General features: G+C 52.2%; 20 protein-coding genes and 1 riboswitch. Of the genes, 17 read left to right on the top strand and 3 right to left on the bottom strand.

Going from position 1 to position 26,280, the window contains the following annotated elements; translation table 11 throughout:
- Positions 1-100 precede the first annotated feature (100 nt).
- From dnaA to recF, 4 genes are all read left to right on the top strand, one after another.
- Positions 101-1,699, top strand: a complete 1,599-nt coding sequence (gene dnaA, locus ACGG9R_RS00005) for a chromosomal replication initiator protein DnaA (RefSeq protein ID WP_390149962.1) — start codon at positions 101-103, stop codon at positions 1,697-1,699.
- Positions 1,700-1,990: 291 nt separating this feature from the next.
- Entirely contained in the window at positions 1,991-3,103 is a 1,113-nt protein-coding gene (dnaN, locus tag ACGG9R_RS00010; protein WP_390149966.1) for a DNA polymerase III subunit beta, read from the top strand.
- Positions 3,103-3,315 (top strand): RNA-binding S4 domain-containing protein, encoded by a 213-nt coding sequence (locus ACGG9R_RS00015; protein ID WP_390155010.1) that lies wholly within the window; start codon positions 3,103-3,105, stop codon positions 3,313-3,315. The genes dnaN and ACGG9R_RS00015 overlap by 1 nt, the downstream gene beginning before the upstream one ends.
- Before the next feature lie 615 nt (positions 3,316-3,930).
- Positions 3,931-5,001 (top strand): DNA replication/repair protein RecF, encoded by a 1,071-nt coding sequence (gene recF / locus ACGG9R_RS00020; protein ID WP_390149969.1) that lies wholly within the window; start codon positions 3,931-3,933, stop codon positions 4,999-5,001.
- A 367-nt stretch (positions 5,002-5,368) separates the two neighbouring features.
- Here the strand turns inward: recF and ACGG9R_RS00025 are convergent, their stop codons facing one another.
- Positions 5,369-6,265 (bottom strand): DciA family protein, encoded by an 897-nt coding sequence (locus ACGG9R_RS00025; RefSeq protein ID WP_390149972.1) that lies wholly within the window; start codon positions 6,263-6,265, stop codon positions 5,369-5,371.
- 412 nt (positions 6,266-6,677) lie between these two features.
- Here ACGG9R_RS00025 and ACGG9R_RS00030 point away from each other — a divergent pair, with 412 nt between their 5' ends.
- The 3 genes from ACGG9R_RS00030 (at position 6,678) to ACGG9R_RS00040 (ending at position 10,453) form a co-directional block, all read left to right on the top strand.
- Positions 6,678-7,604, top strand: coding sequence for a polyphosphate kinase 2 family protein (locus tag ACGG9R_RS00030; protein WP_390149975.1), 927 nt, complete (start codon positions 6,678-6,680; stop codon positions 7,602-7,604).
- A gap of 150 nt (positions 7,605-7,754) precedes the next feature.
- The gene (locus ACGG9R_RS00035) at positions 7,755-8,690 is read left to right on the top strand and encodes a PPK2 family polyphosphate kinase (protein WP_390149978.1); all 936 of its coding nucleotides are present in this window, start codon (positions 7,755-7,757) and stop codon (positions 8,688-8,690) included.
- 695 nt (positions 8,691-9,385) lie between these two features.
- Entirely contained in the window at positions 9,386-10,453 is a 1,068-nt protein-coding gene (locus ACGG9R_RS00040) for an OmpA family protein (protein WP_390149981.1), read from the top strand.
- Positions 10,454-11,096: 643 nt separating this feature from the next.
- Here the strand turns inward: ACGG9R_RS00040 and ACGG9R_RS00045 are convergent.
- Complete coding sequence (locus ACGG9R_RS00045; protein WP_390149984.1) at positions 11,097-11,819, bottom strand: HAD family hydrolase; 723 nt, start codon at positions 11,817-11,819, stop codon at positions 11,097-11,099.
- A gap of 296 nt (positions 11,820-12,115) precedes the next feature.
- Between ACGG9R_RS00045 and ACGG9R_RS00050 the strand changes: the two genes are divergently transcribed.
- Positions 12,116-13,480 (top strand): sodium:solute symporter, encoded by a 1,365-nt coding sequence (locus ACGG9R_RS00050; protein ID WP_390149986.1) that lies wholly within the window; start codon positions 12,116-12,118, stop codon positions 13,478-13,480.
- Positions 13,481-13,601: 121 nt separating this feature from the next.
- On the opposite strand, the gene ACGG9R_RS00055 is transcribed toward ACGG9R_RS00050, so the two are convergent.
- Complete coding sequence (locus ACGG9R_RS00055) at positions 13,602-13,916, bottom strand: hypothetical protein (RefSeq protein ID WP_022105896.1); 315 nt, start codon at positions 13,914-13,916, stop codon at positions 13,602-13,604.
- Between the two features lie 482 nt (positions 13,917-14,398).
- Between ACGG9R_RS00055 and ACGG9R_RS00060 the strand changes: the two genes are divergently transcribed.
- The 9 genes from ACGG9R_RS00060 to ACGG9R_RS00100 all read left to right on the top strand — a co-directional run bounded on the left by ACGG9R_RS00060 (position 14,399) and on the right by ACGG9R_RS00100 (position 25,939).
- Positions 14,399-14,701: a helix-turn-helix transcriptional regulator gene (locus ACGG9R_RS00060; RefSeq protein WP_022105897.1), complete on the top strand. Its 303-nt coding sequence runs from the start codon at positions 14,399-14,401 to the stop codon at positions 14,699-14,701.
- Positions 14,702-14,980: 279 nt separating this feature from the next.
- Positions 14,981-15,739, top strand: coding sequence for a ParA family protein (locus ACGG9R_RS00065; RefSeq protein WP_022105898.1), 759 nt, complete (start codon positions 14,981-14,983; stop codon positions 15,737-15,739).
- Entirely contained in the window at positions 15,732-16,595 is an 864-nt protein-coding gene (locus ACGG9R_RS00070) for a ParB/RepB/Spo0J family partition protein (RefSeq protein ID WP_390149991.1), read from the top strand. The genes ACGG9R_RS00065 and ACGG9R_RS00070 overlap by 8 nt, the downstream gene beginning before the upstream one ends.
- A 522-nt stretch (positions 16,596-17,117) precedes the next feature.
- Complete coding sequence (locus tag ACGG9R_RS00075) at positions 17,118-17,711, top strand: DUF4446 family protein (protein ID WP_022105900.1); 594 nt, start codon at positions 17,118-17,120, stop codon at positions 17,709-17,711.
- Positions 17,712-17,775: 64 nt separating this feature from the next.
- Complete coding sequence (locus ACGG9R_RS00080) at positions 17,776-18,702, top strand: M23 family metallopeptidase (protein ID WP_390149995.1); 927 nt, start codon at positions 17,776-17,778, stop codon at positions 18,700-18,702.
- Positions 18,703-19,061: 359 nt separating this feature from the next.
- Positions 19,062-20,357 (top strand): SGNH/GDSL hydrolase family protein, encoded by a 1,296-nt coding sequence (locus ACGG9R_RS00085; protein WP_390149998.1) that lies wholly within the window; start codon positions 19,062-19,064, stop codon positions 20,355-20,357.
- A gap of 687 nt (positions 20,358-21,044) precedes the next feature.
- Positions 21,045-21,824: a ZIP family metal transporter gene (locus tag ACGG9R_RS00090; RefSeq protein ID WP_390150001.1), complete on the top strand. Its 780-nt coding sequence runs from the start codon at positions 21,045-21,047 to the stop codon at positions 21,822-21,824.
- Positions 21,825-22,027: 203 nt separating this feature from the next.
- The gene (locus tag ACGG9R_RS00095; RefSeq protein WP_390150004.1) at positions 22,028-23,893 is read left to right on the top strand and encodes a sensor domain-containing diguanylate cyclase; all 1,866 of its coding nucleotides are present in this window, start codon (positions 22,028-22,030) and stop codon (positions 23,891-23,893) included.
- 422 nt (positions 23,894-24,315) lie between these two features.
- Positions 24,316-24,408, top strand: a riboswitch (glycine riboswitch).
- A 109-nt stretch (positions 24,409-24,517) separates the two neighbouring features.
- Positions 24,518-25,939, top strand: a complete 1,422-nt coding sequence (locus tag ACGG9R_RS00100) for an alanine/glycine:cation symporter family protein (protein WP_390150007.1) — start codon at positions 24,518-24,520, stop codon at positions 25,937-25,939.
- The last annotated feature ends 341 nt before the right edge of the window (positions 25,940-26,280 follow it).

Here is a 26,280-nt window from a genome sequence, read left to right on the forward strand (position 1 = left end):
AGTCCGATCGGAGACAACGCCTTATTCACAATTATTCACAAAGTCATTCACATAGTCACAGCCACGGCGGCTGCCCTATGTATGGCAAGCGAGGTACCCTATGGACTTCTTTCAATTATGGGATCAGATCCTGGACTATATCGACCAGTATGACCACCCGTACTATGACATGTTTTCCAACGAAGTCTTTCCTATCTCCATGACAGAAAACACACTGACGATTTCGCCCAAAAACAAGAGGCGGAAACCATGGATCGAAAATGTATATAAAGGAAAGCTGGAAAAAATTATTTTCGACATCACGGGGAAGCAGCTTTCCATCGAGATCTCCGATATCATGAACCAGCCCGCGGAGCCCGCGCCGATGCCGCCGGTTCCGGAAGCCGGCGCCTCCAAAAAGCAGGCAGCGAGCGAGGCACCCTTCCCGATGGCCCATGAGACAGCCGATGCCCCCTATGAAAATACGCCTGCGCCTCTCCCGGAACCTGATATCGATGATCCCTTTCCGAAGGAAGCCATGCCGCCGGATTTTTCCAAGCTGAAGCCTATGACGGCCGATGAGGTACCGCTCCCTGACATCCGGGAGCTCGGAGAGACCTCCCTCTTCGATGCGCCTGTGCGCAGCGAGCCGAAGAAGAGAAATGCCTTCCTGCCGAATCCGGTCAATGAAGAATACACCTTCTCCACCTTCGTCCATGGCAACTGCAACGAGATCGCCTTTCAGGCCGCTTATGCGGTCGCCAAGACGGCCGACCATCCGGATCAGGCCGACCAGAAAATGAACCCTCTTTTCATCTACGGACCCTCCGGCCTTGGCAAGACGCATCTGCTCCACGCCATCTGCAACTACATCCACGAAAACAAGCCGGAGCTTTCCGTCCTCTTCGTCTCGAGCGAGACTTTCACCAATGAGCTGATCGATGCCATCCAGAATCACACCATGCCGAAATTCCGTGCCAAGTATAGAAATCTGGACTTTCTCCTGATCGACGACGTGCAGTTCTTCGGCTCCAAGGATGCGACGAAGATGGAGATCTTCAATACATTCAATGACCTCTTCGATAAGAAGAAGCATATCATCATGACGAGCGACCGCACACCGCAGGATATCGACAAGCTCGAAGACCGCCTGCAGACGCGCTTCTCGAGCGGGCTCGTCGCCCCGATCTCTCCGCCGGACTATGAGATCTGCTGTATCATCCTTCAGCAGAGAGCAGAAAAGCTCAATATCACACTCCCGAAAGACGTGGTCGACTATATCGCAAGTCATATCAATACCAATGTCCGTGAGCTGGAGGGGGCTTTCAATAAGCTCGTCACCTTCTCGCAGATCAAGAAACAAACGATCACGCTCGCCTTCACCAAGGATGCGCTGAAAGACCAGATCCCCCTCGACAACCGACAAGAGCTTACCGTCGACTTCATCATCGATACCGTCTGCCAGTACTACGGCGTCAAGAAGGATAAGCTCCTCGGCCGCGGCCGTCCGCAGAAGATCGTCATCCCGCGCCAGATCGCCATGTACCTGTGCCGCAATGAGCTGAACGAGTCCTACCCGACGCTGCGTGACTATTTCCATAGAAAAGACCACTCGACAGTCCTCTATGCCTGCGAACGCGTGGAAAAAGACATCGAGCGTGACCCGCAGACCCGCGCTTCTATCGAAGCGATCCGAAAGCTCTTAAAGCAGCGGGGATAAGGGACCCCATGGGCGGATAAGGTAAAGTATCCCTTTCTCCCATGCCACTCACTCACTGTGAACAACCCCATTTCCCATCATCCAATATCCTGCTGAAAAACTGTGAAAAACGTCAGGTTCGTAAAAAACTGTGAAAACCGTGAATTCCCAAAAAAGTTATTCAATCCTTTTTAACAAACCGCGAGATCCGAGAAAATCTCACTTTTCACAGAGTTATTCACTTATTCACACCGCCCTACTACGGCGACTACTATCTTTTATCTATCATCGTTATTTTTTAGAGGTGCTGCCATGAGAGTCATTTTCGACAAAACGGAATTGTCTGATGCGATCGACCGCGTACAGCGGGCTGCACAGGCAAAAATTACATCCAATACCAATAACGGATACTTTATTGCTGCAGAAAACGGAAAAGTCGAGCTGCAGGCCAATGATTACACCATCGGGATCAAAACAAGCTGCCCGGCCATGATCGAGGAAGAAGGCATTATCGTGATCGCTGCCAGCCAGCTGCAAAGCACGATCCGCATGATGCCGGCAGGGGATATTGTTATGGAAAAGAAAAAAGAGGAAAATATGGTCTCCTTTACCTGCGGCTCTTATTTTGCCCGCTTTCCGACCCGCGACATCAATGATTTCCCGGAAGTCAAAGAAATGGAGCATACCAATCATGCGACAGTCTCTTGCCAAGACTTCAAAGAAATGACTGGTCAGGTCTCCTTTGCCACGGCTTCCGACAAACAGAAACCGCTTTTCACCGGTGTGCTCTTTGAGGTCGATCAGTACCGCTTCATCATGGCAGCGACCAATACGCACCGCCTAGCTGCCAAAGAGATCACACTGCCGGAGGAAGCAAGCGCCCAAGGACGCTTCGTCGTTTCCGGCAGCATCCTTTCGGATGTGGTCCGCCTGCTGCCGGACGAAGAGGACAGCACCGTCGAGATCTCCTGGTCTAAAAACCATGTCGCCTTCACCTTTGGCAGCACGTACTTCATTACCAGCCTTCTCAACGGTGAATATCCGGATTACCACCGCGTCATCCCGACCCATCATGATGCACTCGTGACAGTCAATGTTCACGATTTTCAGGAAGCCGTCCGTTTCGTCAGCCCGATCTCCAGCGGTGTGGACTACCATACCATCAATTTCATCTTCCATGAGGATGCGGTGGAGATTTACGAAGAGGATCCTGCGATCGGCCGCAGCAGCACATCGATCCCCATCAAGCTCGAAGGCGAGCCGATCAAGATCACCTACAACTGCAACTATATCGAAGATATCCTGAAGCATTCTGAGGGCGAGACAGTCATCCTGCATCTGCAGAAAAACGGCCCGCTTCTGGTAGAGCAGGAAGAAGATAAAGCCTACCAGTATGTCGTGACACCGATGAGGGGGAGACATTGATGGAGATCATAGCCGTCTACGGAGACTACATCCAGCTTGACCAGCTTTTGAAAAAGATCGATGCGATCAGCTCCGGCGGAGAGACCGGCGCTTACCTTGCCCGGCATCAGGTGAAGCTGAATGGCAATCCTGTCCATGAAAAACGCAAGAAGATCCGTCCCGGAGATGTCCTTGCCATCGATGGCAGGGAGTATCAGATGAAGGCCGAATAGGGAAAAGGAAAAGGAAAAGGAGCTGTGAAGAAATGAGGATTCATTTCTTCACAGCTCCTTTTTACTTTGCTTTCATTTGGTTCAGGGTTCAAGGTTCAGGGCTCTCGTGGCGGCTTCGTCGCAATTATATGTGGGGCGATGCCCGATCAAGAATTATTCTCGCCCCTTCCTCTGGAAGGGGCAGACGAGCGAAGCGAGGCGGGGTTGGCATCCCCGCGTGTGAAAATATCGCTTCACGCAGCCAACCTCCGCCCCTTCGGGGCACCTCCTTCCAAAGGAAGGAGGGAGAAAAGCGGAGTGCGTTGACTGGTAACTAGGACTCAGGGCTCTCGTGGCGGCTTCGCCGCCTTTTTTTTAGAAGATGGTATTCTCGTATCGTAGCATTCCCCTCTAGGGGAAGGTACCCGCAGGGGCGGATAGGGTGACTATGGCATGAAAGACAGCTGGGATAAGGTTTCCCGGCTACTCCTATGAGAGCTGCAAGTCCCCGTGGCAGATGGAACGCGAAAATGAGATGATCGTTACTTCACATCGCCTTTTTTCGTGGGGAAAATGGGGTATAATAGGAGAAAGAAATGAAACCACTGCGAGTCAGGAACTACGAAAGGATCTCCCATGTACTGCGAAAAGCTTCGTCTGATCCATATCAGAAATCTGGATGATAAAACCATAGAGCCCGGAAAGGGACTGACCTTCATCGCCGGTCCCAATGGCTGCGGCAAGACGAATCTCATCGAGGCCATCTATTACAGCTCCGTGGGGAAGTCCTTTCGCACGGCGAATGATAATGACATGATCCGGCTCGGCGCGGAGGAGGGCTCGATCCTCTTGACCTACCGCGTGCATCAGACCTCGCATGTGCTGAAGATCCGCATGGTGCGCGGGAAGGGAAAGAAATTCTATCTGAATGATACGCCGATCCGCCGCAAGGAGCTTCTAGGGCTCTTCCGGACGGTCCTCTTCACACCGGATGAGCTGCAGCTCATCAAAGGCGCGCCGCTCATCCGCCGCCGTTTTCTGGATATGGAGATCTCACAGGTTTCTCCCCGCTACTATGAGACGCTCCTCTCCTACAACAGGGCCGTGCAGCAGCGCAATGCGGCTTTCCGTCAGGCGCAGCTCTCCGGACGCAAAGCAGAAGTGGATCTGTGGGATATGCAGATCGCCAAGGGGGCAGCCTACCTCGTGAAAAAACGTCTGGAAACGGTCGCGAAGATGGACCGTAAGGTCCCTTTGCTGGAGCGGTATCTGACGGGAGAGAAGGAGACGCTTTCCATTCGCTATGTGCAGCAGGGGGAAGAAGAGGCGCACACCGAGGTGGAGTGGTACCTGACGATGCTTTCCCAGCATCGTGAGATGGATGCCCGTCTGGCGCATACCTCTGTCGGCCCGCATCGGGATGACCTCCGGTTTCTTCTGAACGGGCTCGACATCGCCGCCTATGGCTCGCAGGGACAGCAGCGGACAGCGATCCTTTCGATGAAGCTCTCGGAAATGGAATTCATCAAAGAGGAAACGGGCTCCTATCCCGTACTGCTCTTAGACGACATCGGAAGCGAGCTCGATGCCGCGCGCAGGGAGGCTTTGATGGCGTATCTGGAAAAAGAGAAGATCCAGACACTCATGACAGGGACCGATTCCGCACTCGTCGGCATGGGGACTGTGATAGAAATGGAAAATAAATAAAAAAAGGTCGGTGTGAAATAACGATCATCTCATTTTCGCGTTCCATCTGCCGCGGGGGACTTGCAGCTCTCATAGGAGTAGCCGGGAAACCTTATCCCAGCTGTCTTTCATACCATAGTCACCCTATCCGCCCCTGCGGGGCACCTTCCCCTAGAGGGGAAGGCTGCGATACGAGAATACCATCTTCTAAAAAAAGGCGGCGAAGCCGCCACCTGAACCCTGAACCTTGAACCAAATGAAAGCAAAATAAAAAGGGGCTGTGAAGAAATGAGGATTCATTTCTTCACAGCTCCTTTTTTTTATTGGCGGAAATAGGCGCAGCAGGGAAGGGTATGGCGGCTTGGAAACGGCCGATCATATCCCTTTCTCACCATGACTTTTTGGGGAGCTTTTTCAGCGCTTCCTCCGCCTCCTGATCCGTCATGGACTCGATGGGGCGATGGGTCAGGAGAGCGAGGAGGCGGCGCTTCTCATCCGGGCGGGCAAATTGATGAAAAATGCGCTCCTTATATCCGTGGATCAGCTGATTCACGCAGGACTCATAGAGCGGATAGGTACAGGGGAAGCGGCTCGTGACCTCCTGAAAGGTGAAATGCGGATTCCTTCGAAGCAGCTCGATGATGCGGGCGCGCTTTTCCTGACGGTTTTTGCGTTCGCAGCTGCTGCAGAGCGAGGTATCCGGCGGCGTGAGTGCGCCGCAGCGCGGGCATGGGTGGTAGCCGGCGGCGAGCTCGCCTTTTCGGATCTGAAGGACAGCCTTCATCATATCGGAGAAGGGAGCCTGCAGAGCTTCCTTTTCTATATGCGTACTGACCCAGTGCCGGATCCAGTCGGTCTCCTTGTCTGTCAGCGGCTGGTCATACATTCGCTGCTCCTTTTCGATCGCGCGATTGATGGGATCTAAGGTCGTGAAGGTCTGGTATTTCTTCTTTCGCGGACCGGCGATGAAGCAGATATCTGTGAATCGCTTTCCGAATTCATCCTCCGACAGGCGCGAAAGGATATCGTTCTTGATGACATAGAGCTGCTGGAGAAAGACGGAATTCGTGACAGTCACGAAGAGCACGTCATTCTTATAGCTTGAGACATAGGACTCCTTCGCCATCACCTGGCCCACCAGCTTTTCCCAGCGCTTCTGGAAGAGGAAGAATTGGAATCCTTCGTGACCGAAGAGCCGATGGTTCAGGTCGGAGGAGGAAAATACGCTGGAAATATTCTCCATCCGGCGAAACCGTTTTCCTGTGGGTTTCTTATCTTCGTCCATAAAGGCCTCCGTTGAAATGTGAAATACGAAATGAAAAAATGCTGGTGCAGCGCATAAGAATGATAAGCGCGGCGAAGTTATACATATAAGGGGGCTATATGAATTGTGCGCCCCTTTCGTCCCATCTGAACCTGACAGGCTCATTTCATAGTAGGGCGCTACTGCGCTGGGGAAAATCGTAAGCCTAATCCCTAATCCCTAATCCCTAGTCACTGTTCACCAGCTACTTATTACTTCCATTATACTATACCTGCCTTCTTCCGGCTTTGTGAATAAATTTTCTATAACTGTCTCTATTGCTTTTTTATTAAATGCATATGGGGAAAATGCACTATAATAAAAGCAAATGCGAAAGAAATGGGCTTGATTTTCCGCGGATATATGGCCCGTCAGACAGAAAGGAAGGATCTGTATGCCGGAAAGTAAGAATGGAAAGATCGATATCGATCGGTATCGCGTCAAAGAAGGAGAAAAGATCTCACTGAAGGATTTCCCGACAGCCTGCGATGTGAAGATCGAGAAAGCAGAAGTGAAGGAAAGATATTTTCCGGAAACCATCGAAAAATTGAAGGTGCTTCAGGAAAAGCTCTATGCCCAGAATACCTACGGTCTCATCATCGTCCTGCAGGCGATGGATGCGGCCGGCAAGGACGGTACGGTGAACCATGTCTTTGCGAGCCTCAATCCGGGCGGCGTGAAGGTCGTCTCCTTCAAGCAGCCGACGAGTGAGGAGAAGGATCATGATTACATGTGGCGCATCAATAAAGCCCTGCCGGAGCGCGGAAATATCGGCATTTTCAACCGTTCGCAGTATGAAGACGTCATCGTGACGCGCATTCATGATCTGATCCATCAGGGGCAGCTTCCGAGAAATCTCATTCACAAGGACATCTGGGAAGAGCGTTATGAGCAGATCACAAACTGGGAAAAATATCTGGCAGCCAACGGCTTCCCCATGTTCAAGATCTTTCTGCATGTATCCAAAGAGGAGCAGCAGAAGCGCCTCATGGACCGCATCTTCAACCAGCAGAAAAACTGGAAATTCTCCATGGCAGATATGCGTGAGCGCCAGTACTGGGACCAGTATCAGGAAATTTACGGAGAAATGATCTCCAAAACATCGAAAGACTATGCGCCGTGGTATATCGTTCCGGCGGATAACAAGTGGTACACCCGATACGTCGTCTCGCAGATCACACTGCAGGCACTGAAGAAGATCGATCCCCAGTTCCCGCCGCTAGCTCCGGACATCGCCGAGCAGCTCGAAAAATTCAAAAAGCTCATCTCCTCTGTGGATGTGAAGTCGCTCGAAGAAATCCAGCAGGCGATCAAGAAGTAAGGCGGCAGAGCTTAGGTCCTCTTGCGCCGCCATTTCGGGCGTCAGCGGGAGATCCTTTCCGCTTGCGGATGGGAGCGAGGCTCCGTTTCCTGTTTCACGTGAAACAAATACACTTATAACAACAATCATTATCAAAAGGAGAGAACGACCATGGAAAAAGAAATGCCTGAGATCAAGATCGACATTGACCGCTATCGTGCCAAGGAAGGCGATAAGATCAACCTCAAAAAGATCGCCACGGCCTGCGATATCGACATCGACAAGGAAGCCGTCAAGACGGCTGCTTTTCCGGAAGCATTGGAAGAGATCAATCTCTTGCAGGCAAAGCTCTATGCACAGAGTACCTATGGGTTCATCATCGTCCTGCAGGCGATGGATGCGGCAGGCAAGGACGGGACGATCAAGCATGTCTTCTCACATTTGGATCCGAATGGCGTCCATGTCGTTTCCTTCAAGCAGCCGAACAGTGAAGAAAAGGACCACGACTACATGTGGCGTATCAATCGCGCGCTGCCGCGCCGCGGGGATATCGGCATCTTCAACCGTTCCCACTATGAGGATGTCATCGTGACCCGCGTGCATGACCTCATCAAAGAGGACAAGCTGCCGCAGAATCTGGTCAATAAAAATATCTGGGATACCCGCTACCGGCAGATCAAGGACTGGGAGCGCTATCTGGGGGAGAATGGCTTCCATGTCATCAAGATCTTTCTCCATGTCTCCAAGGATGAGCAGCGCAACCGTCTGGCCGAGCGCATCCTGAACAAGAAGAAAAATTGGAAATTCTCTATGGCAGATATCAATGAACGCCGCTACTGGGACCGCTATCAGGAGCTTTACAGCGAAATGATCACAGCGACCAGCACAAAGGCTGCGCCGTGGTACATCGTTCCGGCGGATAATAAATGGTATACCCGCTTTGTCGTCTCGCAGATCGTCATCAGGGCGCTGCGCGATATTGCGCCGGAATTTCCGGAAATGTCGAAGGAGATCAAGAACCAGCTCGACGAATTCCGCCGTCTCATCGAAAGCGGCAATGTCGGCATGATCGAAGAAATGCAGGATATGATGAAAGGCGGAAACTAGGGATAGGTGACTAGGGACTAGTAGCTAGGGATTAGGTTTGCGATACGAGAAAACCGCTGGTTTCAAACCTCCGCGGCGCTTCTACATTCTTATGCTCCATTTCTCATTTCTTATTCAAGCGAGGTTTTCGCACGCAATTAAGGGACAGCACGCCCCACGGGTTAAGTTTGAAAGCAGGGATGTGTAGCTAGGGATGAGTGGCTAGGGATGAGGAATTGGGGATTAGGAATTGGGGATTAGGAATTGGGGATTAGGAATTGGGGATTAGGAATGGTGGTGCGGCGCATAAAAATCAGAAGCGCCGCGGAGTTTTGATAGCGCTTCGCGCGCATCGTCATTTCGAGCGTAGCCCTCAATCTTTATTGCAGAACGTTCATCGCCTGATGTGAGACAGCACCAGGACATCGTTTTCCCTCGGCGCATACACGCTAATTCCCGCAGTGCAGTAAAGATCCCTCGGCTACGCTCGGGATGACGATACCGGCGAATCCCAGTCACCAGTCACTCCTAATCCCTAATTCCTCATTCCTAATTTCTCATTCAAGCAGAGCTTTCAAACGTAATCATGGGACAGCACGCTCCGAGGGCCGCCCGGTACTGGCGAGTCCTTCGCCTTTACATGGAATGATATAATAAGATATATATGACCAATATCCTATGACACTTTCCCTGATTTTTTCTACGAGGTGAAGATCATGAAAAAGACAATCGCTATGATGCTGGCGCTGGCTGCGATCTCTACGACCGCATTTGCATCCCCGCAGACGACCTTCCGTCCGGGTGAATTTGAGATCAATGCAGGCATGTGGGACTCGGCGGCTCGCACCGCCGGCTACAAGTCGGATGGAGAATGGAATTTTCTGGGCGGCGTGAGCTATGGGATCACCGATAAATGGGCAGCGCAGTACCAGTACACCGGCCTTCACACCGATCATACGAATGGAAATATGAATGAACTCAATGCCGTGTACTCCCTGCATCCGCAGGTCGCTGCCTTTGCGGGTTGGAACCGCATCGCTATGAAGGACTATCCGTCGGGGATGCTTGATAATGGCAAAGCCACCAACAACATTTTCCAGCTGGGCGTCGTAGCCCGTCAGCCTGTGACGGACGTCGTCGATGTCTATGCCAAAGGGGCTCTCGGTACGGAAGAGACCTCCATGTGGGAGGCCGGCGTGAACATGGCTGTCGACAGTGATGTGGATCTGACGGCTGGCTATCGCTATATGAATACCCGCGGAAACAGTGACCGCAATGTCTCTTATAAGGGATTCCTGGCAGGCGTTTCGTATCGCTTCGGCGGACATGACCCGGTCATGTCCTATGAGGAAGAGCCTTCGAAGAATTATGATTTCGAAGAAGATGAGCCTAGCGATGTGAGCGTGGTGAGGACAGAGGCTCCGGAAGAAGCGCTTCCGGCAGAAACACCGGCTAAGGCAGCGGAAAATGATTACTATCTGAATAGCGTCCTCTTTGAAAGTGACTCGGCGGATATTCAGAATGCCCAGAAGGTGAATCTGGATGCCTTTGTGAAACAGGCCAAGGAAACCGGCCATGTCTTCAAGCTCGTCGGCCGTGCGGATCCGACCGGCAGTGCAGAGTACAACAAAGAGCTCGCTGCCCAGCGCGTGAAGAGCGTCAAGGAATACGCTGTCTCTCAGGGCGTCGATGCGACAAAGCTGGTCGAAATGGTGAAAGGGGCAGACAGTGACAGCAAGGATCACGCTGCCGCTCGCCGCGTCGATATTTTTGAACATAAATAATGTGAGACATATAAAAAAGGAGCTGTGAAGAAATGAATCCTCATTTCTTCACAGCCCCTTTTTACTTTGCTTTCATTTGGTTCAGGGTTCAAGGTTTAGGGCTCTCGTGGCGGCTTCGCCGCCTTTTTTTGGGAAGATGGTATTCTCGTATCGCAGCCTTCCCCTCTAGGTAATGCTATTAAGTTAAGAAAATCGTTAGCTACGTAACGTCTTGCTTCCCCCTTCGGGGGAAGTGCCGAAGGCAATAGGGGCGTGCTAACGGTATAGCGTGCTATGTTGAATAGTCCAATGCTATCGATATTCCAACACTTTCATGCAATACCGCTCTGGATTTTCGCGTCGCTTCACTCCTAAAAATCCAGTTCGCTTGCACAAGCCCTTCAGGCAGCTCCCCCGATGGGGAGCCAAGAACGTTCTGCCGCTTAGCTTAATAGCCTTCCCCTCGAGGGGAAGGTGCCCCGAAGGGGCGGATAGGGCACTGGCGGTATGAAAGAGAGTGGGGAAAGCGGATAAGTGCGTCGTTTATGAAAGCAACCGAGCGCCTCATATATACTTGCGGAGAAGCCGCCACCTTCATTCCTTATTCGAGCAAAGCTTTTATCCCCAATGAAGGGGCGGCATGCCCATAGGGATGCCCCTGAACCTATGACTCCCTCATTCCCAATTCCATGGCCAGCTCCGTTGCATTCTCTACGATGCGTGTCGCGCCATGGCGGGCGAGGAAGCTTTTATTTCTAAATCCCCATGTGACGGAAATGCAGGCAAGGCCGGCGTTTTTTGCTGTCTCTATGTCTACTTCCGAGTCACCGATATAGACAGCCTGTTCTTTCGGAATGGAAAGGTCATGAAGAATGCGATCAAGCATGTCGGGCGCAGGCTTTCTGTGGATGGCAGGGGAATTGCCCATGATGGCGTCGAAAAGACCGGGGAAATGCATCGCGGCGAGCTTCGCTACATCCGCTTCGTCTTTGTTCGAGGCGACGGCGGTACGGATCCCTCTTTTCCGAAGCGCGGAAAGGAGAGCGGGGATGCCGTCGTAGGGGGTGGTGTGAAGGTGGCAGTGTGCGCTGTAGTAGGGCACGAAGATCGACTGCAGGCGGGCGGTGTCCTGCGCTGTAAGACCGTAGGAGGAAAGCGGCGTAGGATTTTCTACGTATTCCAAGTCTTCACCGGCGCATCCGGCGGCCATGGCGAGTGCTTTCTGCATGTCGGCTTCGATGCCGCAGCCGTAGCAGAGCTTCACGAGCTCTGCGGGAAATTCATGGGGCTTTCCCAGCTGGGAAAGTGCGTAATTGGTACAGATCGTAAGATCGGTGATGGTATCGAGGATCGTGCCATCCATATCGAAGAGAACTGCCTGGTACATGATGGGCTCCTTTTTTCGTGGTAGTGACTGGAAATTAGTAGCTAGGGATTAGGGACGCACAGTGACTGGTGACTTGAATTCTACTTTCGGGCATCGCCTCATATATTTTCGGCGAAGCCGTCACCTTCATTTCTCATTTCTAATTCCTTATTCGAGCAGAGCTTTCATCCGTAATCAATGGACATCACGCCCTATGGGCTAGCCCTGAACCCTTTTCCCTATTCTAGAATCCCCCTTTCCATTCTGCTATAATGGGCTTTACGAAATAAAGAATAAGAAGGAAAGAAGGAATCGATATGCATTTGACCATGATGCACATGGGGATCATCATCGCGACGCTCGTATGTGTGATCGGGATCGGGATCTATAGCTCGCGGTCGGTGAGATCGGCGGCTGGATACAGCGTCGGCGGCCGGTCAGCGGGAGCGCCGCTTGTCGCAGGAAGTATCGCAGGGACGGTAGTCGGCGGGGGCGCTACAGTGGGGACGGCGCAACTGGCGTATCATTTTGGCCTTTCCGCGTGGTGGTTCACACTGGGGAGCGGTATCGCCTTCATCATCATGGGGCTTTTTTATGCAAAGAAAATGCGCGGCACGGGGCTTGAGACGATCCCGCAGTTTCTGGCGATGCACTACGGGAAGAAGGCGGAGGAGCTTTCTTCGGTGATTTCCTCCATCGGTATCCTTTTTTCTGCGGTGGCGAGCTGTCTGCCGGGGATAGAGATCGTAGCAGAGGTCTTTCACGTCGATGCGTATACCGCTTCTGCGCTTCTGATCCTTTTGGTCGCTGCCTATACATTCTTTGGCGGGATGAAATCAGCGGGGATCGGCGGTATGCTGAAAATGGGGATCATCTGGGTGGCTCTCTTCATTGCAGGATGGGAAGCCTTTCAGACGGTCCATGAGACTGCTGCGTGGAGTCAGTTTCCCGCTGCTCAATTTTCCCTCTTCGGGCGCGGCGCAGAGCCTGCGCTGGCGAATCTTTTTTCCGTCCTCGTGGGGGTACTCTGTACGCAGACATATATCCAGTGCATTTTCTCTGCGGATACGCCGTCCACTGCATCGGCAGGCTGCTTTTTAGCGGCAGCCATCGTCATTCCCGTTGGTCTGCCTTCTGTCGCGGTCGGCCTCTATATGCAGACTTTGTATCCGGATATACAGCCGATCATGGTGCTTCCGACCTACCTCATCAATGAGGTACATCCGCTCCTCGGAGGTCTGGCCATGGGCGGCATCATCCTGTCGCTGATCGGCGGGATCGGCGGGCTCACGCTCGGCATCGGTACGATGATCACACGCGATATGATCGTGCCGCTCTGTCGCATGACCGATGACCGGAAGATGCTGACGGTGAATAAGCTGACCGTGCTTTTCGTCATGCTTCTGGCCTGCTTCATCGCCATCCTGAATCGCGGGAGTGAGGTGCTTTTTTGGACGTACATTTCCATGGCGCTTCGCGGCGGCGGGATCTTCCTGCCCCTGACGCTCGCTGTTTTCTGGCCGGGGCATGTGAAGAGAGGCTGGGCCGTCCTTTCCATGCTCGGAAGTACAGCGGCCGCACTCCTCACGGCGACGGTGGTAAAGCTCACGATCGACCCGCTCTTTGTCGGGCTGATCGTGAGCGCCCTCTTGCTCCTGCCGGGGATCCGGATGAAGAAGTAAAATGAGGAAGAGGCGCTGTGGAAGGTTTTTGAAGCACTCTTCGAAAGCCGGCTGTATCTCTTGCGTCTTCATCGAATAAGCCATAAAAAAAGAGCTCCCGCGGGAGCTCTTTTTTTATGGCTTATTCGACATCTACGGTGTCTGGTCTGCCTGCGTCATCAAGACCCAGGTAAGCCACTTCTCTGACATGACCATCATAGGTCAGAGTGATGTGGTAATGGAAGGTCTGTCCATCGAATACTTCATCACCGAGCATAATAGCGGTGGTGTAGCTGTCCGGACGGTAGTCTCTGACGGTATCGCCGACGACCGGGAACTGCAGGAATACGTATTCCTCACCCTGGTAGCTTACGCCGCCATAAACACGTTTCAGATCAGCGACGAGATATTTGTCGACGCCATTGACGATGATGCTCTTTTCAGTTACTTCTGCCATGTTTATCACCTCACGACCAATTTATAGCAAGGAAATTGCTATTTCTTCCTATAATATAACACTTTTTCATAATAAACAGAAGAGGAAAAATTTCTAGGGAAACACTGATTAAATCGTTGTCAGATTTTACTCTTGAATTTTTATGCATGGCAAGGAATAACCTGACGCGAATAGCGGGCTATTTAAGGAAGGTTATGACGAAGCTATGTATAAAAATTCTTGTAAAATCTGACTCTGCGATTCAATCAGCGCTTCCCCAGAGCCGTAGGCAGGCCGGAAATGAAGGAGCAAAGGCGGCGCTTTTCCCCAGTGATCGGAGCAGCGGTCTTTTCCTATCCCTTTTGGCAGAACACGAGAGGCTGGTCACGCCCATGCCATGATTTTCTTGACATTCCATGCCTGCTCTGTTACCATTTATAGAAATATTTCAATTCATTGAAGAAAATGTATTCTATGAATCTTGACTGACTGATGGAGCATTTATGGAACAGATCTACATTGATACGGCGAAAATTTTGAAAGCCATCTCCGATCCGAAACGGTTGAAGATCGTCGACATGCTATCCTGCCATGCCCAGTGTGCCAATAAGCTGCAGGAAGCCTTCGCCATCACCCAGCCGACGCTTTCGCATGATATGAAGGTGCTGGTCGAGTCCGGTCTGGTCCTTGATCGTCGTGATGGGAAGCATATTTTTTATACGCTGAATCCGGATGCGTTAGGTGAACTGCACACCATCATGGGGACGATCTTCAAAAAGAAAAAACGCTGCTTTGCAGATCAATAAAACGAAGCCGAGAGGCTTCGCTTTTTTGATGAAAAAAGCCTTGGGAGGGGGATCGGGAGAGTCCGGCGGTCGGGCGATCTTTTTTTTCATGTAAGGGATGGTCTCAGAACGCAGAAATGGGAGATCTGTATTTCCGTGAGCCATGAAAACCGCGCGAAGCGCTCACCGGCATATCCGCTTCCGCGGGGGCCTTCGGAAGCAGGAGAGCTTCATTTTTTCTCCCATAACCCCATACAATCATGGTATAATAAAGTGACTATCGATGAAAGGAAGAAAGCTATGGGCGTGATCATCAGCATTATCAATCAGAAGGGCGGCGTGGGGAAGACGACCACGGCGGTGAACCTGGCGGCCTACCTGGCAGACCGCGGGAAAAAGACGCTTCTTATCGACGAAGACGCGCAGGGAAATTCCACCAGCGGACTCTCTAAGGATGTGGAGCTCAAAAAGAATCTGTATGATGTGCTGCTCGATGATGCGGACGCAGAAGAGGCCATCGTCAAGACAGCGGTGAAGAAGCTCTCTCTTCTTCCTTCCTCCATCGATCTTGCGGGGGCGGATATCGAGCTGTCGGCCATGGACGGACGGGAGCACATCCTGAAGAAAAAGATCGAAGCGCTGAAGGATGCCTATGATTTCATCCTGATCGACTGCCCGCCATCGCTGGGGCTGATGACGCTCAATGCGCTTGTCGCATCCGATTCGATCCTGATCCCGATCCAGGCGGAATTCTATGCACTGGAAGGGCTTTCGCAGCTGGTGAAGACGGTGCAGATCGTCAGCCGCAAGCTGAATCCGTCGCTCCGTATCCTGGGGATCCTCCTCACGATGTTCGACGGACGGACGAATCTGTCGCTGCAGGTGGCGGAGGAAGTCAAGACGTATTTCGGTTCTAAGGTCTTCAAGACAGTGATTCCAAGGACCGTGAAATTATCGGAGGCTCCGAGTTTCGGTGAGCCGATCCTGACCTATGCGCCCAAGTCCAAGGGAGCAGAGGCGTATAAGAAGCTGTGCCGGGAGGTATTGAAACGTGGTTAAGCGAAAATTGGGACGGGGGCTCGGCTCTCTTCTGGAAAATGCACTGGATGAGACGGGCAAGGTCATTGAGCTGGATATTTCCAAGATCCATCCCAATCCCTGGCAGCCGCGCCGCCAGTTTGATTTTAAGTCGCTGGAAGATCTGGCGGCTTCCATCAAGGGAAAAGGACTGATCCAGCCGATCACGGTGCGCTACCGTGACAAGGACGGCGACTTTGAGTATGAGCTCGTCACCGGCGAGCGCCGTCTGCGGGCGGCGGATCTCGCAGGGCTCAAGACGGTGCCGGCGATCGTTTCTGCCTATGATGACAGATCCATGGCAGAGGTGGCGCTGATCGAGAATCTGCAGCGCGAAGACCTGAACCCGATCGAAGAGTGTGAAGCCTATCAGCAGCTGATCAATCAGTATGGGCTGACGCAGGAGCAGATGGCGGCCAAGGTCGGCAAAAGCCGCCCCTACATCGCCAATATGCTCCGTCTCGCGGATTTCCCCGATGAAGTGAAAAAGCTCATGGTCGAAGGCAAGCTCACGACCGGCCAGGCGCGCCCGCTCCTCGGACTTTCGTCCGGCGAAGAGCAGGTCCAGCTTGCGAAACAGATCGTAGACGAAGGTCTCTCGGCCCGCCACGTCGAAGACCTGACCCGTGAAAAGAAGAAAAAGAAAAAAGAAATCGCCGATCCGCAGACGCACGCCTTCCTTCGCTCCATCGAAGAAAAACTAGGCATGTCCGTCGGCAGCCGCGTGGCGATCAAGCTCGGGCGCGGGAAAAATGCCCATAGCGGCACGATCTCCATCACCTTCAAAAATGATGAAGAATTTGAGCGAATCACGGAATTTTTAAATGGGAAAAGGTAGGATGTAGTGACTAGTGACTAAGAGACATCAGACTCTCTCGTATCGTCATTTCGAGCGAAGCGGGAAATCTTTTCCGTTTGCGGTCAAACGAATCATGTCAGAAAAGTTCAAACGGGAAACCTGTTTCCTAAGAAACCTTCGGACATCGCCTTATATATAATTGCGGCGAAGCCGCCACTACAACCCTGAACCCTGAAGTTTGAAAGCAGGGATGAGTAGCTAGGGATTAGTGGCTAGGGATTAGGAGTCTCAAGTGACTAGTGACTTAAATTCCATTTTCGGGCATCGCCCCGTTTCGTCATCCTGAGCGGCGAGAAACGTCGTATGTGAGATAACGAATGCCAGAACAGCTGCGACCTGAGTCGAAGGATCTCGGCGAAGCCGCCACCACCATTCCTAATTCCTAATTCCTCATTCGAGCAGAGCTTTCATCCACAATCAAGGGACGCCCCGTCCCATGGGCTAACCCTGAACCCTGAACCTTTAACCTACAACCCTATCCCCAGGAGATATACACAAATCATGCAGAGTGCAAATATGATCTTTTATGTCATCGGTGCGATCGTCATCGTGCTTTTCATCCTTCTTCTCGTGAACATGTTGCTCATGAGAAATAAGCTGAACCGTCTGGCCAAGAAGTACAAATATTTCATGAATGGCGAAGACGGCGGCTCGCTCGAGCTGCGCCTCTCGACCGAAGTGAGAGAGCTTCGGGAAATGGTGAGTTCCTCCGAAAATATGCTGCATCAGCAGGAGCTTCTCGCGACCATGCAGCTGTCCTCCTTCCAAAAGGTGGGACTTGTGCGCTACGATGCCTTCGATGACACCGGCGACAAGCTCTCCTTCTCGCTGACCGTGCTCGACGGCAAGAACAACGGCTTCATCCTGTCCTCGCTGGCGGGGCACGACACCTCCCGCATCTATGCGAAGCAGATCGTGAATGGCCAGTGCAAGGAGGCTCTCTCTTCTGAAGAAGCGGAAAGCATCAATATGGCTCTGGATACCCTGATGCCGGATATGGCTTCAGAAGCGCAGGAGCTTGTGAATGAGACGCGCGGCGAAGCCCTGTCCAAGTCCCAGCCGGATAACCATCGCATTGATACGGCCGGGAAATAAAGGCTCGCGCTCGGTGACGGGAGACCTGTCATCCGAGAGGATGACCTGAAATAAGGAAGCAACTATGAAACGAAATGAAAATACAGACACTGGCGAAGTGAGCTTTCATTTCAACAGTGACGAATGGAAAAAACTGAAGATCGCAGGCATCGCAGCGGGCCTCCTTCTGGCAGCGAGCCTCGGGACGGCGGTGTACTCTGCCGTGTCTATGGAGAGCCTCTCCCGGCAGAACCAGCTCTATCAGAACCAGCTCAAAATGGCAGAGGAGAAGATGAAGTCGCTGGAGGACAAGACAGCGACGATAGAAAAGCTCTCCGATCAGCTGCAGGACATGGTGAAGGCCAATAGCAATGGCGCCGCGCAGAATATGACGGGCGGCATCGGCGGTGCCTCCACCGTACCGGATAAGGCGAAAACGGCAGCCGTAAAAGAGCAGGGGGCAAGTACCTCCTATGCGACGCCGGGCAGTCTTTTGCGATCGATGCGTCAGCTCGATGCGCGTCTCGATGCGCAGATCAAGACCATGATCGTCCTGCGTGAGCAGGTGATGAACCAGACCTACGGGATGCAGACCACGCTGCTTTCCGCCTCGTCTGCGACGCCGGACATCTGGCCGGTCAAAGGGCAGGTCTCCAGCAGTTACGGCTTCCGCGCAAGTCCTGGGGGCATCGGCTCCACCTACCACGAAGGCCTCGATATTGCTGCCGATTATGGCGCGCCTGTCTCAGCGACGGCCTCTGGTACAGTCACTCGCGCAGGCTGGGTGGACGGCTATGGCTATCTCGTCGAGGTGAAGCACGACGGCGATATCACGACCCGCTATGGACATAATTCTGCGATCCTCGTCACGGAAGGACAGCAGGTCGAGCAGGGCACTATCCTTGCTCTTGTCGGGAGTACGGGAAACAGTACCGGCCCGCACTGCCACTATGAAGTCCGTATCCATGGCGATGCGGTCGATCCGACGTACTTCCTCCCCGGAAATGATTGATCACGAGCAGGCGCAAGCCTGCTTTTTTGATAGAGGGATTAGTGACTAGGGATTAGGGATTAGAAATTTGGCTTCTCTGATCGCCCTCCTTCGAAAAAAAGTGCCCCGAAGGGGCAGAGACTGCTTTTCCTGTAGCGGTAAGCATGCCATCTGCGCTCATGGATAAACAAAGATGGGAAATCCACTATCCAGTAGACTTTCGGGCATCGCCCCATTTATACTCTGCGGCACTCCTGATTATTATGCGCCGCACAACCCCTTTTGAACCTCTTGAACCCATAGAACCCGCTGAACCTCTTTTGTGCGAAATCAAAGGGCAGCACGCCCCAGGGGATAACCCTTAAAATAAGAAAACAACCATGAAACATATCTTACTCTCCGCGCTGCTTCTTGCGGCGCTCCCTACGGCAGCCATGGCCGAGACAGACCTTGGCTCCGTTTTGATGGAAAATGCCATCTCTTATGAAAATGAGGATGCCCGGAAGGCAGAAGATCCGCTTCTGCTTCTTTCCTGGCCGGAAAATGCGGAGTCCGTCCGCTACGAAGTGGAGATCTTCAAAGGACTGCCGGAGCATCTGGATCGGAATACGCCTCTGGAAGAAACGGTCTATCACGACCGCCGCATTTATATGAACCGCATCCTTGTCCGTATCCCGCCTGTCATGGACGGTACGCCGCTCTACTGGCGCGTGCGTCCGATCAATGCCGACTGGGAGGGACTAGCTCCCTTCTCAGCGCCGATGGAAGTCAGGAGCACGATGCGCCTCATTTCCAGAAATGCTCCCTATCCGAAGGCGGTAGGACGGGGGAATGGCGCCTTTCTTCTCTATCCCGTCTACTCTTATACAGGAAATCCGGGAGCCTCATCCTATGAAGTCGAAGTGACGAAGGAATATCCGGAGAATATCGATGACGCGCGTCCCTCCAGATACCGCGTCTGGAGCGAGGTGACGACACTTTCCAATGTCTATGATGAGCAGCCAAGACTTGGGACATACTACTGGCGTGTCCGCGGGATAGGGAGCGACGGAGAACCGGTCGGTGTCTGGAGCCTGCCGGAAAAGATACGAAATCAGGCGGCGGTGCATTTTGATATCGGGATCTTCGGTGACAGCATCACACAGGGCGGGGGACACCTCTACCACAGTCCATCCGATCTTGCCTACAGCTATGTGTCGTATCTGGACTTTCCTGCCGTGAATCTGGGGAGGAGCGGCGACACGACGGAGATGATGGAGAAACGCTTTGACCGAGACGTGCTGCCGTTTCACGTGAAACAGCTTCTGATCATGGGCGGCATCAATGACCTGCGTATGGGAGCCGATCCGGAAAAGGTCATCAAGCATCTGAAGCGGATACAGGAAAAATGCCGCGCCCATGGCATCACGCCGATCCTGATGACGATCCTTCCCATCAATCCAGAAAATATAGAGAAATACTATAGAGAAAAGACGAATGAAAACTGGCGGGAGGCGGTAGACACGGTGAATGCTTTCATCCGAAGCGAAGAGCATATCGATACCGCGGCGCCCTTTGCTGCCTTTCCTGTCATGCCGACAGAGCTTGCGATGGACGGACTGCATGGCGACTGGAATGCCAAGCAGATGATCGCAGGGGAGATCAATCGGGAGATGGAAAGGCTTGTCAGACGGTAGAGAAAAAAATTTCTACTTATCCACAAAATGTGAACAACCTGTGAACAGTTGTGAAAAGAAAAGTGAATACATGTGAACAAAGCCCGATAGTATCGGGCTGTTTTTTATGTGGATAAGTGAATGAAGTTATTCAATTATTCACATAAAATGGTTCGGGATACGGGCCTTTGGGGGTTCTGGTCTCATCATCATTTACTCCTGCTCCCTGGACACTCATCCCTGTTTTCAAGGTTCAGGGTTAGCTCCTTGGGCGGCTCCGTCCACTGATTATGAATGAAAGCTTTGCGCGAATGAGAAATTAGGAATGGTGGTGCGGCGCCAGATCCTTCGACTCAGTTCTCACTGTTCCGCCTTTACATGATCGAACATCCGACATTTCACTCCGCTCAGGATGACGATGCCGGAGAAATCCCAGTCACCAGTCACTCCTAATCCCCAATCCCTAATCCCTAGCTACTCGTCCCTGTTTTCAAGGTTCAGGGTTCGGGGGGTAGTAGCGGCTTCGCCGCAAATCATATATGGTGCGATGCCCGAAGGTGGTATTCAAGTCACCAGCCACTAGCTACTAGTCACCAGTCACCAGTCAGTCGAGGCTCCTAATCCCTAGCCCCTAATCCCTCATCCCTTGACAAAGCTCTCTGGACGCGCTATAAAGATGTTGAAAATAGTTTTCAATAAGGAGGGCCTATGACAGATACATTTTTGGGATTATTGATCCCATTTCTGGGAACGTCGCTTGGCGCAGCGTGTGTCTTTTTCATGCAGGGCGAGATGAACCGCGGTGTAGAGAGAGGTCTCACGGGATTTGCCTCCGGGGTCATGGTGGCGGCTTCGATCTGGAGTCTTTTGATCCCTGCGCTGGATGAGTGCGAAGCGATGGGCCGCTGGGCGTTTCTGCCGCCGGTCATCGGCTTTGGGATCGGGATGGCGTTTTTGCTGCTGCTTGACCATGCGATCCCGCATCTGCACATGAATGCCAAGGAAGCAGAAGGGCCGAAGAGTCATCTGGCGCGGACGACGATGCTGGTGCTCGCGGTGACACTGCACAACATTCCGGAAGGGATGGCTGTCGGCGTGGTCTATGCGGGATTCTTATCCGGGCATGAGAGCATCACGGCAGCGTCGGCTATGGCGCTTTCTCTGGGGATCGCGATTCAAAATTTTCCGGAAGGCGCGATCATTTCCATGCCGCTCCATTCCGCAGGGATGGGGCGCTGGCGCTCCTTCGCCGGCGGGGTGCTCTCCGGCATAGTGGAGCCTATCGGCGCTGTAGCCACCATTCTTCTGACAGCGATGGTGGTGCCGATGATGCCCTATCTCCTTTCTTTTGCGGCCGGGGCGATGATGTATGTCGTGGTGGAGGAGCTGATCCCTGAAATGTCAGCAGGTGAACACTCGGATGTAGGGGTCATCTCTTTTGCCATTGGATTCATGATAATGATGGCTCTGGATGTCGCATTGGGATGAGAGTGTGTTTAGCAGATAAGGAAATAAGAGATACACGGCTGCCCCTGTCACTTATGACAGGGGCAGCCGTCTTTTTTTGTGATAAAATGATAAGAATCACAGGTGTGCTTCTTTACGAAAATGATTACATTTTGTATAATTTTATAGAAATTTAATCGGTTTAATCGGTATTTTCGGTCTATTATGTGTAAGGGGAAGATCTCATGCATCAGGCGTACAAAAAGGCGGCCGTTCTGGCGATCATTACTTTGTTGGGATGGGGCGGTATACATTCCTATTATCGCTATACCCAGGACATGATCTATCAGGAAAGTACCGACAGTCTGCGTGCGACCTATACCCAAGTGGGAACTTCGTTTCGTCTGTTCACACAGCGCAATTGGAATATTCTCTCGGTCTATGAAAAAAATATCCAGCTGTTGCCTGCGGAATACAGGACGAATGAGCAATGGAAGGTGCTTCTCGGGGAGCGAAGCCAGTGGATGTACAGAGATTTCTATCTTTTCGATCAGGCAGGCAATTATGTGACGGATCGTGGCCTCAGGGGGCAGACGGACAGCTTCCAAGCGGCCGTCAAAAATGTTTACGAGGCAGGGAAGCCGATCATCTCGAGCTATGTGTCGACGAGTGGCGTGCGTCGGGTCGTCTTTGCCGTGCCTTTCAAAGAACCTGTAACGATTGATGGGACCGATTACATGGGGATAGCCGTTACCTATGACAATCAATTGGTGGAGCGTCTCATCACGGGCAATATTTACGATGGAGAAAGTGACTGCTATGTCGTCGATGCGGCGGGCAATGTGGTGCTGTCCCTGGCACCGAAGAGTGAGATCCCGGAGCATGTGGATAATATCCTCTCCTATTTCAAGGTGCATGATGCAGCGGAAGAGAAGGGGAGCCTGAAATGGATGGCGCAAGGCATTCGTGAGGAGCAGGGAGGAAGTCTTCTGCTCTCTCTGGCGGGAAGGAAGTACTATACCGTCTATCGCCCGCTCGGTATCGGTCATCTGTCATTGGTGGGGATCGTCCGTGACCGCGTGGTGGATGAAGGGCTTGTGCGCGTGCGGAATGCGACGATCGTTGCACTGGCGGCTGTCTTTTCCCTGCTGGCTTTTTTCATGATCGGTGTGACCATCAAGGAGGCCAGACATAGACTGCATGAGAAAGAGCAGGAAAAGAAGATACTCACCAGCCAGAAAGAGATGATGCGAGAGCTCTTTGGCGGGATGGGGCGCGTGGCGGATCGCTTCGTCGTGGCCGATCTGAAGACGGATCAGTATCATTATGTGGAGAATCTGCTGAAGAAATCTCTGTATCCGGAGACGGGTCCTCTTTCAAAGCTCGTGGAAGAAGTCTCCCGGACATATGTCGCGACGGGGGACGCGGAGCATATGAAGCTCAGCCAGCTGCTGTCCAAAGAATATCTCGTCAGCGTTTTGAGAGAAAAGGATGATCTCATGCGCTTTGAGTACTGTGGCCGCCAGAAACAGGTCTTCCGACTTATGACGGTGGTGCCGATCTCTTGGGACAAAAAGGGCATGCTGGAAAAAGTGATGTGCATCAGTCAGGATATCGGGGAGAAGCATGAACTGGAAAACTTAGCAAATACCGATGGGCTGACCGGACTTTTCAATGAGCGCTATTTCACGATGATGCTGCAGGACAAAGAGAAAAAGAAGCTGCCTTTCGTGCTGGTGTATCTGGATCTGGATCAGTTCAAGCCCATCAATGATACCTACGGACACGCGATGGGGGATAAGCTCTTGCAGGAAACGGCGAAGCGCCTCTTGCTGTGCATTCGTAAAAATGACTATGTATTCCGCATCGGCGGCGATGAATTCACGATCCTCTTCAGCATGGATTTCGATGAGCATATGATAGGAGAGATCAAGAAACGGCTGAAGGAGATGCTGGAGAAGCCCTTCCAGATTGATGATCACACACTGCACGTGGGATGCAGCATAGGCTTTGCCGCGTATCCGAAGGAGTCTGTCGACACCACATATATCCGCATCCTGGCCGATCGGCGCATGTACGAGGAGAAGGAAAGAGATCACAAGGAAAGATGATGAAGCAGAGCGTTCCTTGATTGCGTTTGAAAGCCTCGAGTGAATGAGAAATTAGAAATTAGAAATGAGAAATGGTGGTGCGGCGCATACAATTAGGAAGCGCCGCGGAGTATAAATAATGGCGATGCCATGGACGGGCATTCCGGTCACCAGTCCCTAGTCACTAGTCACTTGAGACTCCTAATCCCTAGTCACTAATCCCTAGCTACCAGTCATCAGCCACTCCTAGCCTCCCAAAACTATACCCATAGTCAATTATAAAAAAATAATAAAAACGAAAATTTCCTCTTGCAAAATGAAAGCAAGGGCCTTATAATGCAAACATCAAATTCATATTGGTGGATGAAACATGTGGGAGAAAGCCGTAAGGCTTACCGAAGGAGTAACACTCTCAGGTATCTCGAAAGAGGTAGTACCGCATGTGGACACACTCTGGAGAGTCTCATAATAAGAGCGCCGAAGGTGTAAGGGTCGCAAGATCCCAATCTCTCAGGCAAAAGGACAGAGAAAAAACGTCACACTTCCTGTGATCGTTCAGGTAGACAATGCCGGCTTCCAGAGTTATTTTTTATTGGAAAAGCCGGCTTTTTTATTTATCTTACTTTCCTGGAGGGAGACAAAGAAATGGATTTGAATCTTGAATTGCTGAATGCGATCGATAGTTTTGTATGGGGACCGCCGCTCTTGGTACTGCTGGTAGGGACGGGTATCCTCCTGACGCTTCGTCTGAAGTTCCTGCAGATCTTCCGGCTGCCGAAGGCACTGGGACTGATCTTCAAAGCACAGAATAAGGGAAACGGGGATATCGACTCCTTCAAAGCTCTCTGCACAGCACTTTCTGCTACGGTAGGCACAGGGAATATCGTAGGTGTCGCGACCGCGATCGCTGCCGGCGGCCCGGGCGCTATTTTCTGGATGTGGATGGCCGCATTCTTCGGAATGGCCACCAAGTATGCCGAAGGTCTTCTGGCGGTGAAATATCGTGAAGTGGACTCCAAAGGCGAGATCGCCGGCGGCCCGATGTTCTACATCAAGAATGGTATGGGTCCCAAGTTCAAATGGCTGGGATCGCTCTTTGCCATCTTTGGCATATTGGTCGCTTACTTCGGTATCGGTACTTTCGCTCAGGTGAATTCCATCGTCGATATCACCAAAATGACGATCGGTCTCGATCCTATGTGGACCGCTCTCATCCTGACCATTCTGGTCGCAGCCATCACCTTGGGCGGGCTGCAGTCTATCGCATCGGCCGCTGCGAAGATCGTTCCGGCTATGGCAGTGATTTACTTTATTTCTACGATCGGTGTACTTGTGTATTTCGCAGACAAGGTGCCTGCAGCCATTCAGACCATCGTGTACAGTGCCTTCTCCGGAAGCGCAGCAGCCGGCGGTTTCCTGGGTGCGACAGTGATGCTCGCGATGAGAAATGGTATCGCCAGAGGCGTATTCTCCAATGAATCCGGCCTCGGCTCTGCTCCTATCGTAGCTGCTGCCGCTAAGACCAAATGGCCTGCAGAACAGGGTCTGATCTCTATGACCGGTACCTTCATCGATACCATCATCATCTGCACGCTGACCGGTCTTTCCATCGTCGTTTCCGGCGAATGGATGAATGGTCTCAACGGTGCAGCACTCACGAATGCAGCTTTCAAAGATGCATTCCCCGTATTCGGCGGCTATATGCTGATGATCGGGCTGATCCTCTTCGCTTTCACCACCATCCTCGGATGGAACTACTATGGGGAACGCTGCATGATCTATCTCTGCGGCACGAAGGGCGTCCTTCCCTATCGCATCATCTTCATCATCCTCGTCGCAAGCGGCGCATTCCTGAAACTTGAAGCCATCTGGGTCCTGGCGGATATCGTCAATGGTCTCATGGCTATTCCAAACCTGATCGCCCTTCTGGCTCTCTCCGGCGTCGTCGTAAGAGAGACAGCTAAATATTTCGACCATCTCAAAACTGGTAAAGCATACGAAGAATACGAAGATTTAGATCCCAGCAAGGTCACAACGTCCAAGGCTCAAGACAGTCTCGCGGACTAGCATCAGGTCCTGATATAACATATTATTTCCTCCCTGAAGGTTTTCCCATTTTCCTTCCCGGCGGCATAATATGACACCCCATCCGGCAAAGGGCACTCCTTCGGATAAGCCCTCCTAAACTGATCCAAGGAGTCTGCCGGGCGGCGGGGAAGATTCCCAGAAAGTCTTCCCCGCCGCGGAGGCCCTACCTCTTTATAAATGGCGAAATGCATATCTTGAGCAAGGAAGCCCGCTAAGGAGATCGGATCTCCTGCGGGCTTTTGTGTTTTAGTTAGAAATGAGAAATGAGAAATGAGAAATGGTGGTAGCGGCGCAAAAAAGATGGAAGCGCCGCAGGTTTT

It is taken from the genome of Dialister sp. i34-0019-2H8 (genome assembly GCF_042846925.1).
GTDB lineage: Bacteria > Bacillota > Negativicutes > Veillonellales > Dialisteraceae > Dialister.

Coding starts and splice junctions, on each gene's coding strand:
- dnaA (WP_390149962.1), top strand. CDS start 101: ATGGACTTCTTTCAATTATGGGATCAGATCCTGGACTATATCGACCAG.
- ACGG9R_RS00050 (WP_390149986.1), top strand. CDS start 12,116: ATGCATTTGACCATGATGCACATGGGGATCATCATCGCGACGCTCGTA.
- ACGG9R_RS00035 (WP_390149978.1), top strand. CDS start 7,755: ATGGAAAAAGAAATGCCTGAGATCAAGATCGACATTGACCGCTATCGT.
- ACGG9R_RS00025 (WP_390149972.1), bottom strand. CDS start 6,265: ATGGACGAAGATAAGAAACCCACAGGAAAACGGTTTCGCCGGATGGAG.
- recF (WP_390149969.1), top strand. CDS start 3,931: ATGTACTGCGAAAAGCTTCGTCTGATCCATATCAGAAATCTGGATGAT.
- dnaN (WP_390149966.1), top strand. CDS start 1,991: ATGAGAGTCATTTTCGACAAAACGGAATTGTCTGATGCGATCGACCGC.
- ACGG9R_RS00080 (WP_390149995.1), top strand. CDS start 17,776: ATGAAACGAAATGAAAATACAGACACTGGCGAAGTGAGCTTTCATTTC.
- ACGG9R_RS00100 (WP_390150007.1), top strand. CDS start 24,518: ATGGATTTGAATCTTGAATTGCTGAATGCGATCGATAGTTTTGTATGG.
- ACGG9R_RS00085 (WP_390149998.1), top strand. CDS start 19,062: ATGAAACATATCTTACTCTCCGCGCTGCTTCTTGCGGCGCTCCCTACG.
- ACGG9R_RS00045 (WP_390149984.1), bottom strand. CDS start 11,819: ATGTACCAGGCAGTTCTCTTCGATATGGATGGCACGATCCTCGATACC.
- ACGG9R_RS00015 (WP_390155010.1), top strand. CDS start 3,103: ATGGAGATCATAGCCGTCTACGGAGACTACATCCAGCTTGACCAGCTT.
- ACGG9R_RS00075 (WP_022105900.1), top strand. CDS start 17,118: ATGCAGAGTGCAAATATGATCTTTTATGTCATCGGTGCGATCGTCATC.
- ACGG9R_RS00095 (WP_390150004.1), top strand. CDS start 22,028: ATGCATCAGGCGTACAAAAAGGCGGCCGTTCTGGCGATCATTACTTTG.
- ACGG9R_RS00030 (WP_390149975.1), top strand. CDS start 6,678: ATGCCGGAAAGTAAGAATGGAAAGATCGATATCGATCGGTATCGCGTC.
- ACGG9R_RS00090 (WP_390150001.1), top strand. CDS start 21,045: ATGACAGATACATTTTTGGGATTATTGATCCCATTTCTGGGAACGTCG.
- ACGG9R_RS00060 (WP_022105897.1), top strand. CDS start 14,399: ATGGAACAGATCTACATTGATACGGCGAAAATTTTGAAAGCCATCTCC.
- ACGG9R_RS00040 (WP_390149981.1), top strand. CDS start 9,386: ATGAAAAAGACAATCGCTATGATGCTGGCGCTGGCTGCGATCTCTACG.
- ACGG9R_RS00055 (WP_022105896.1), bottom strand. CDS start 13,916: ATGGCAGAAGTAACTGAAAAGAGCATCATCGTCAATGGCGTCGACAAA.
- ACGG9R_RS00065 (WP_022105898.1), top strand. CDS start 14,981: ATGGGCGTGATCATCAGCATTATCAATCAGAAGGGCGGCGTGGGGAAG.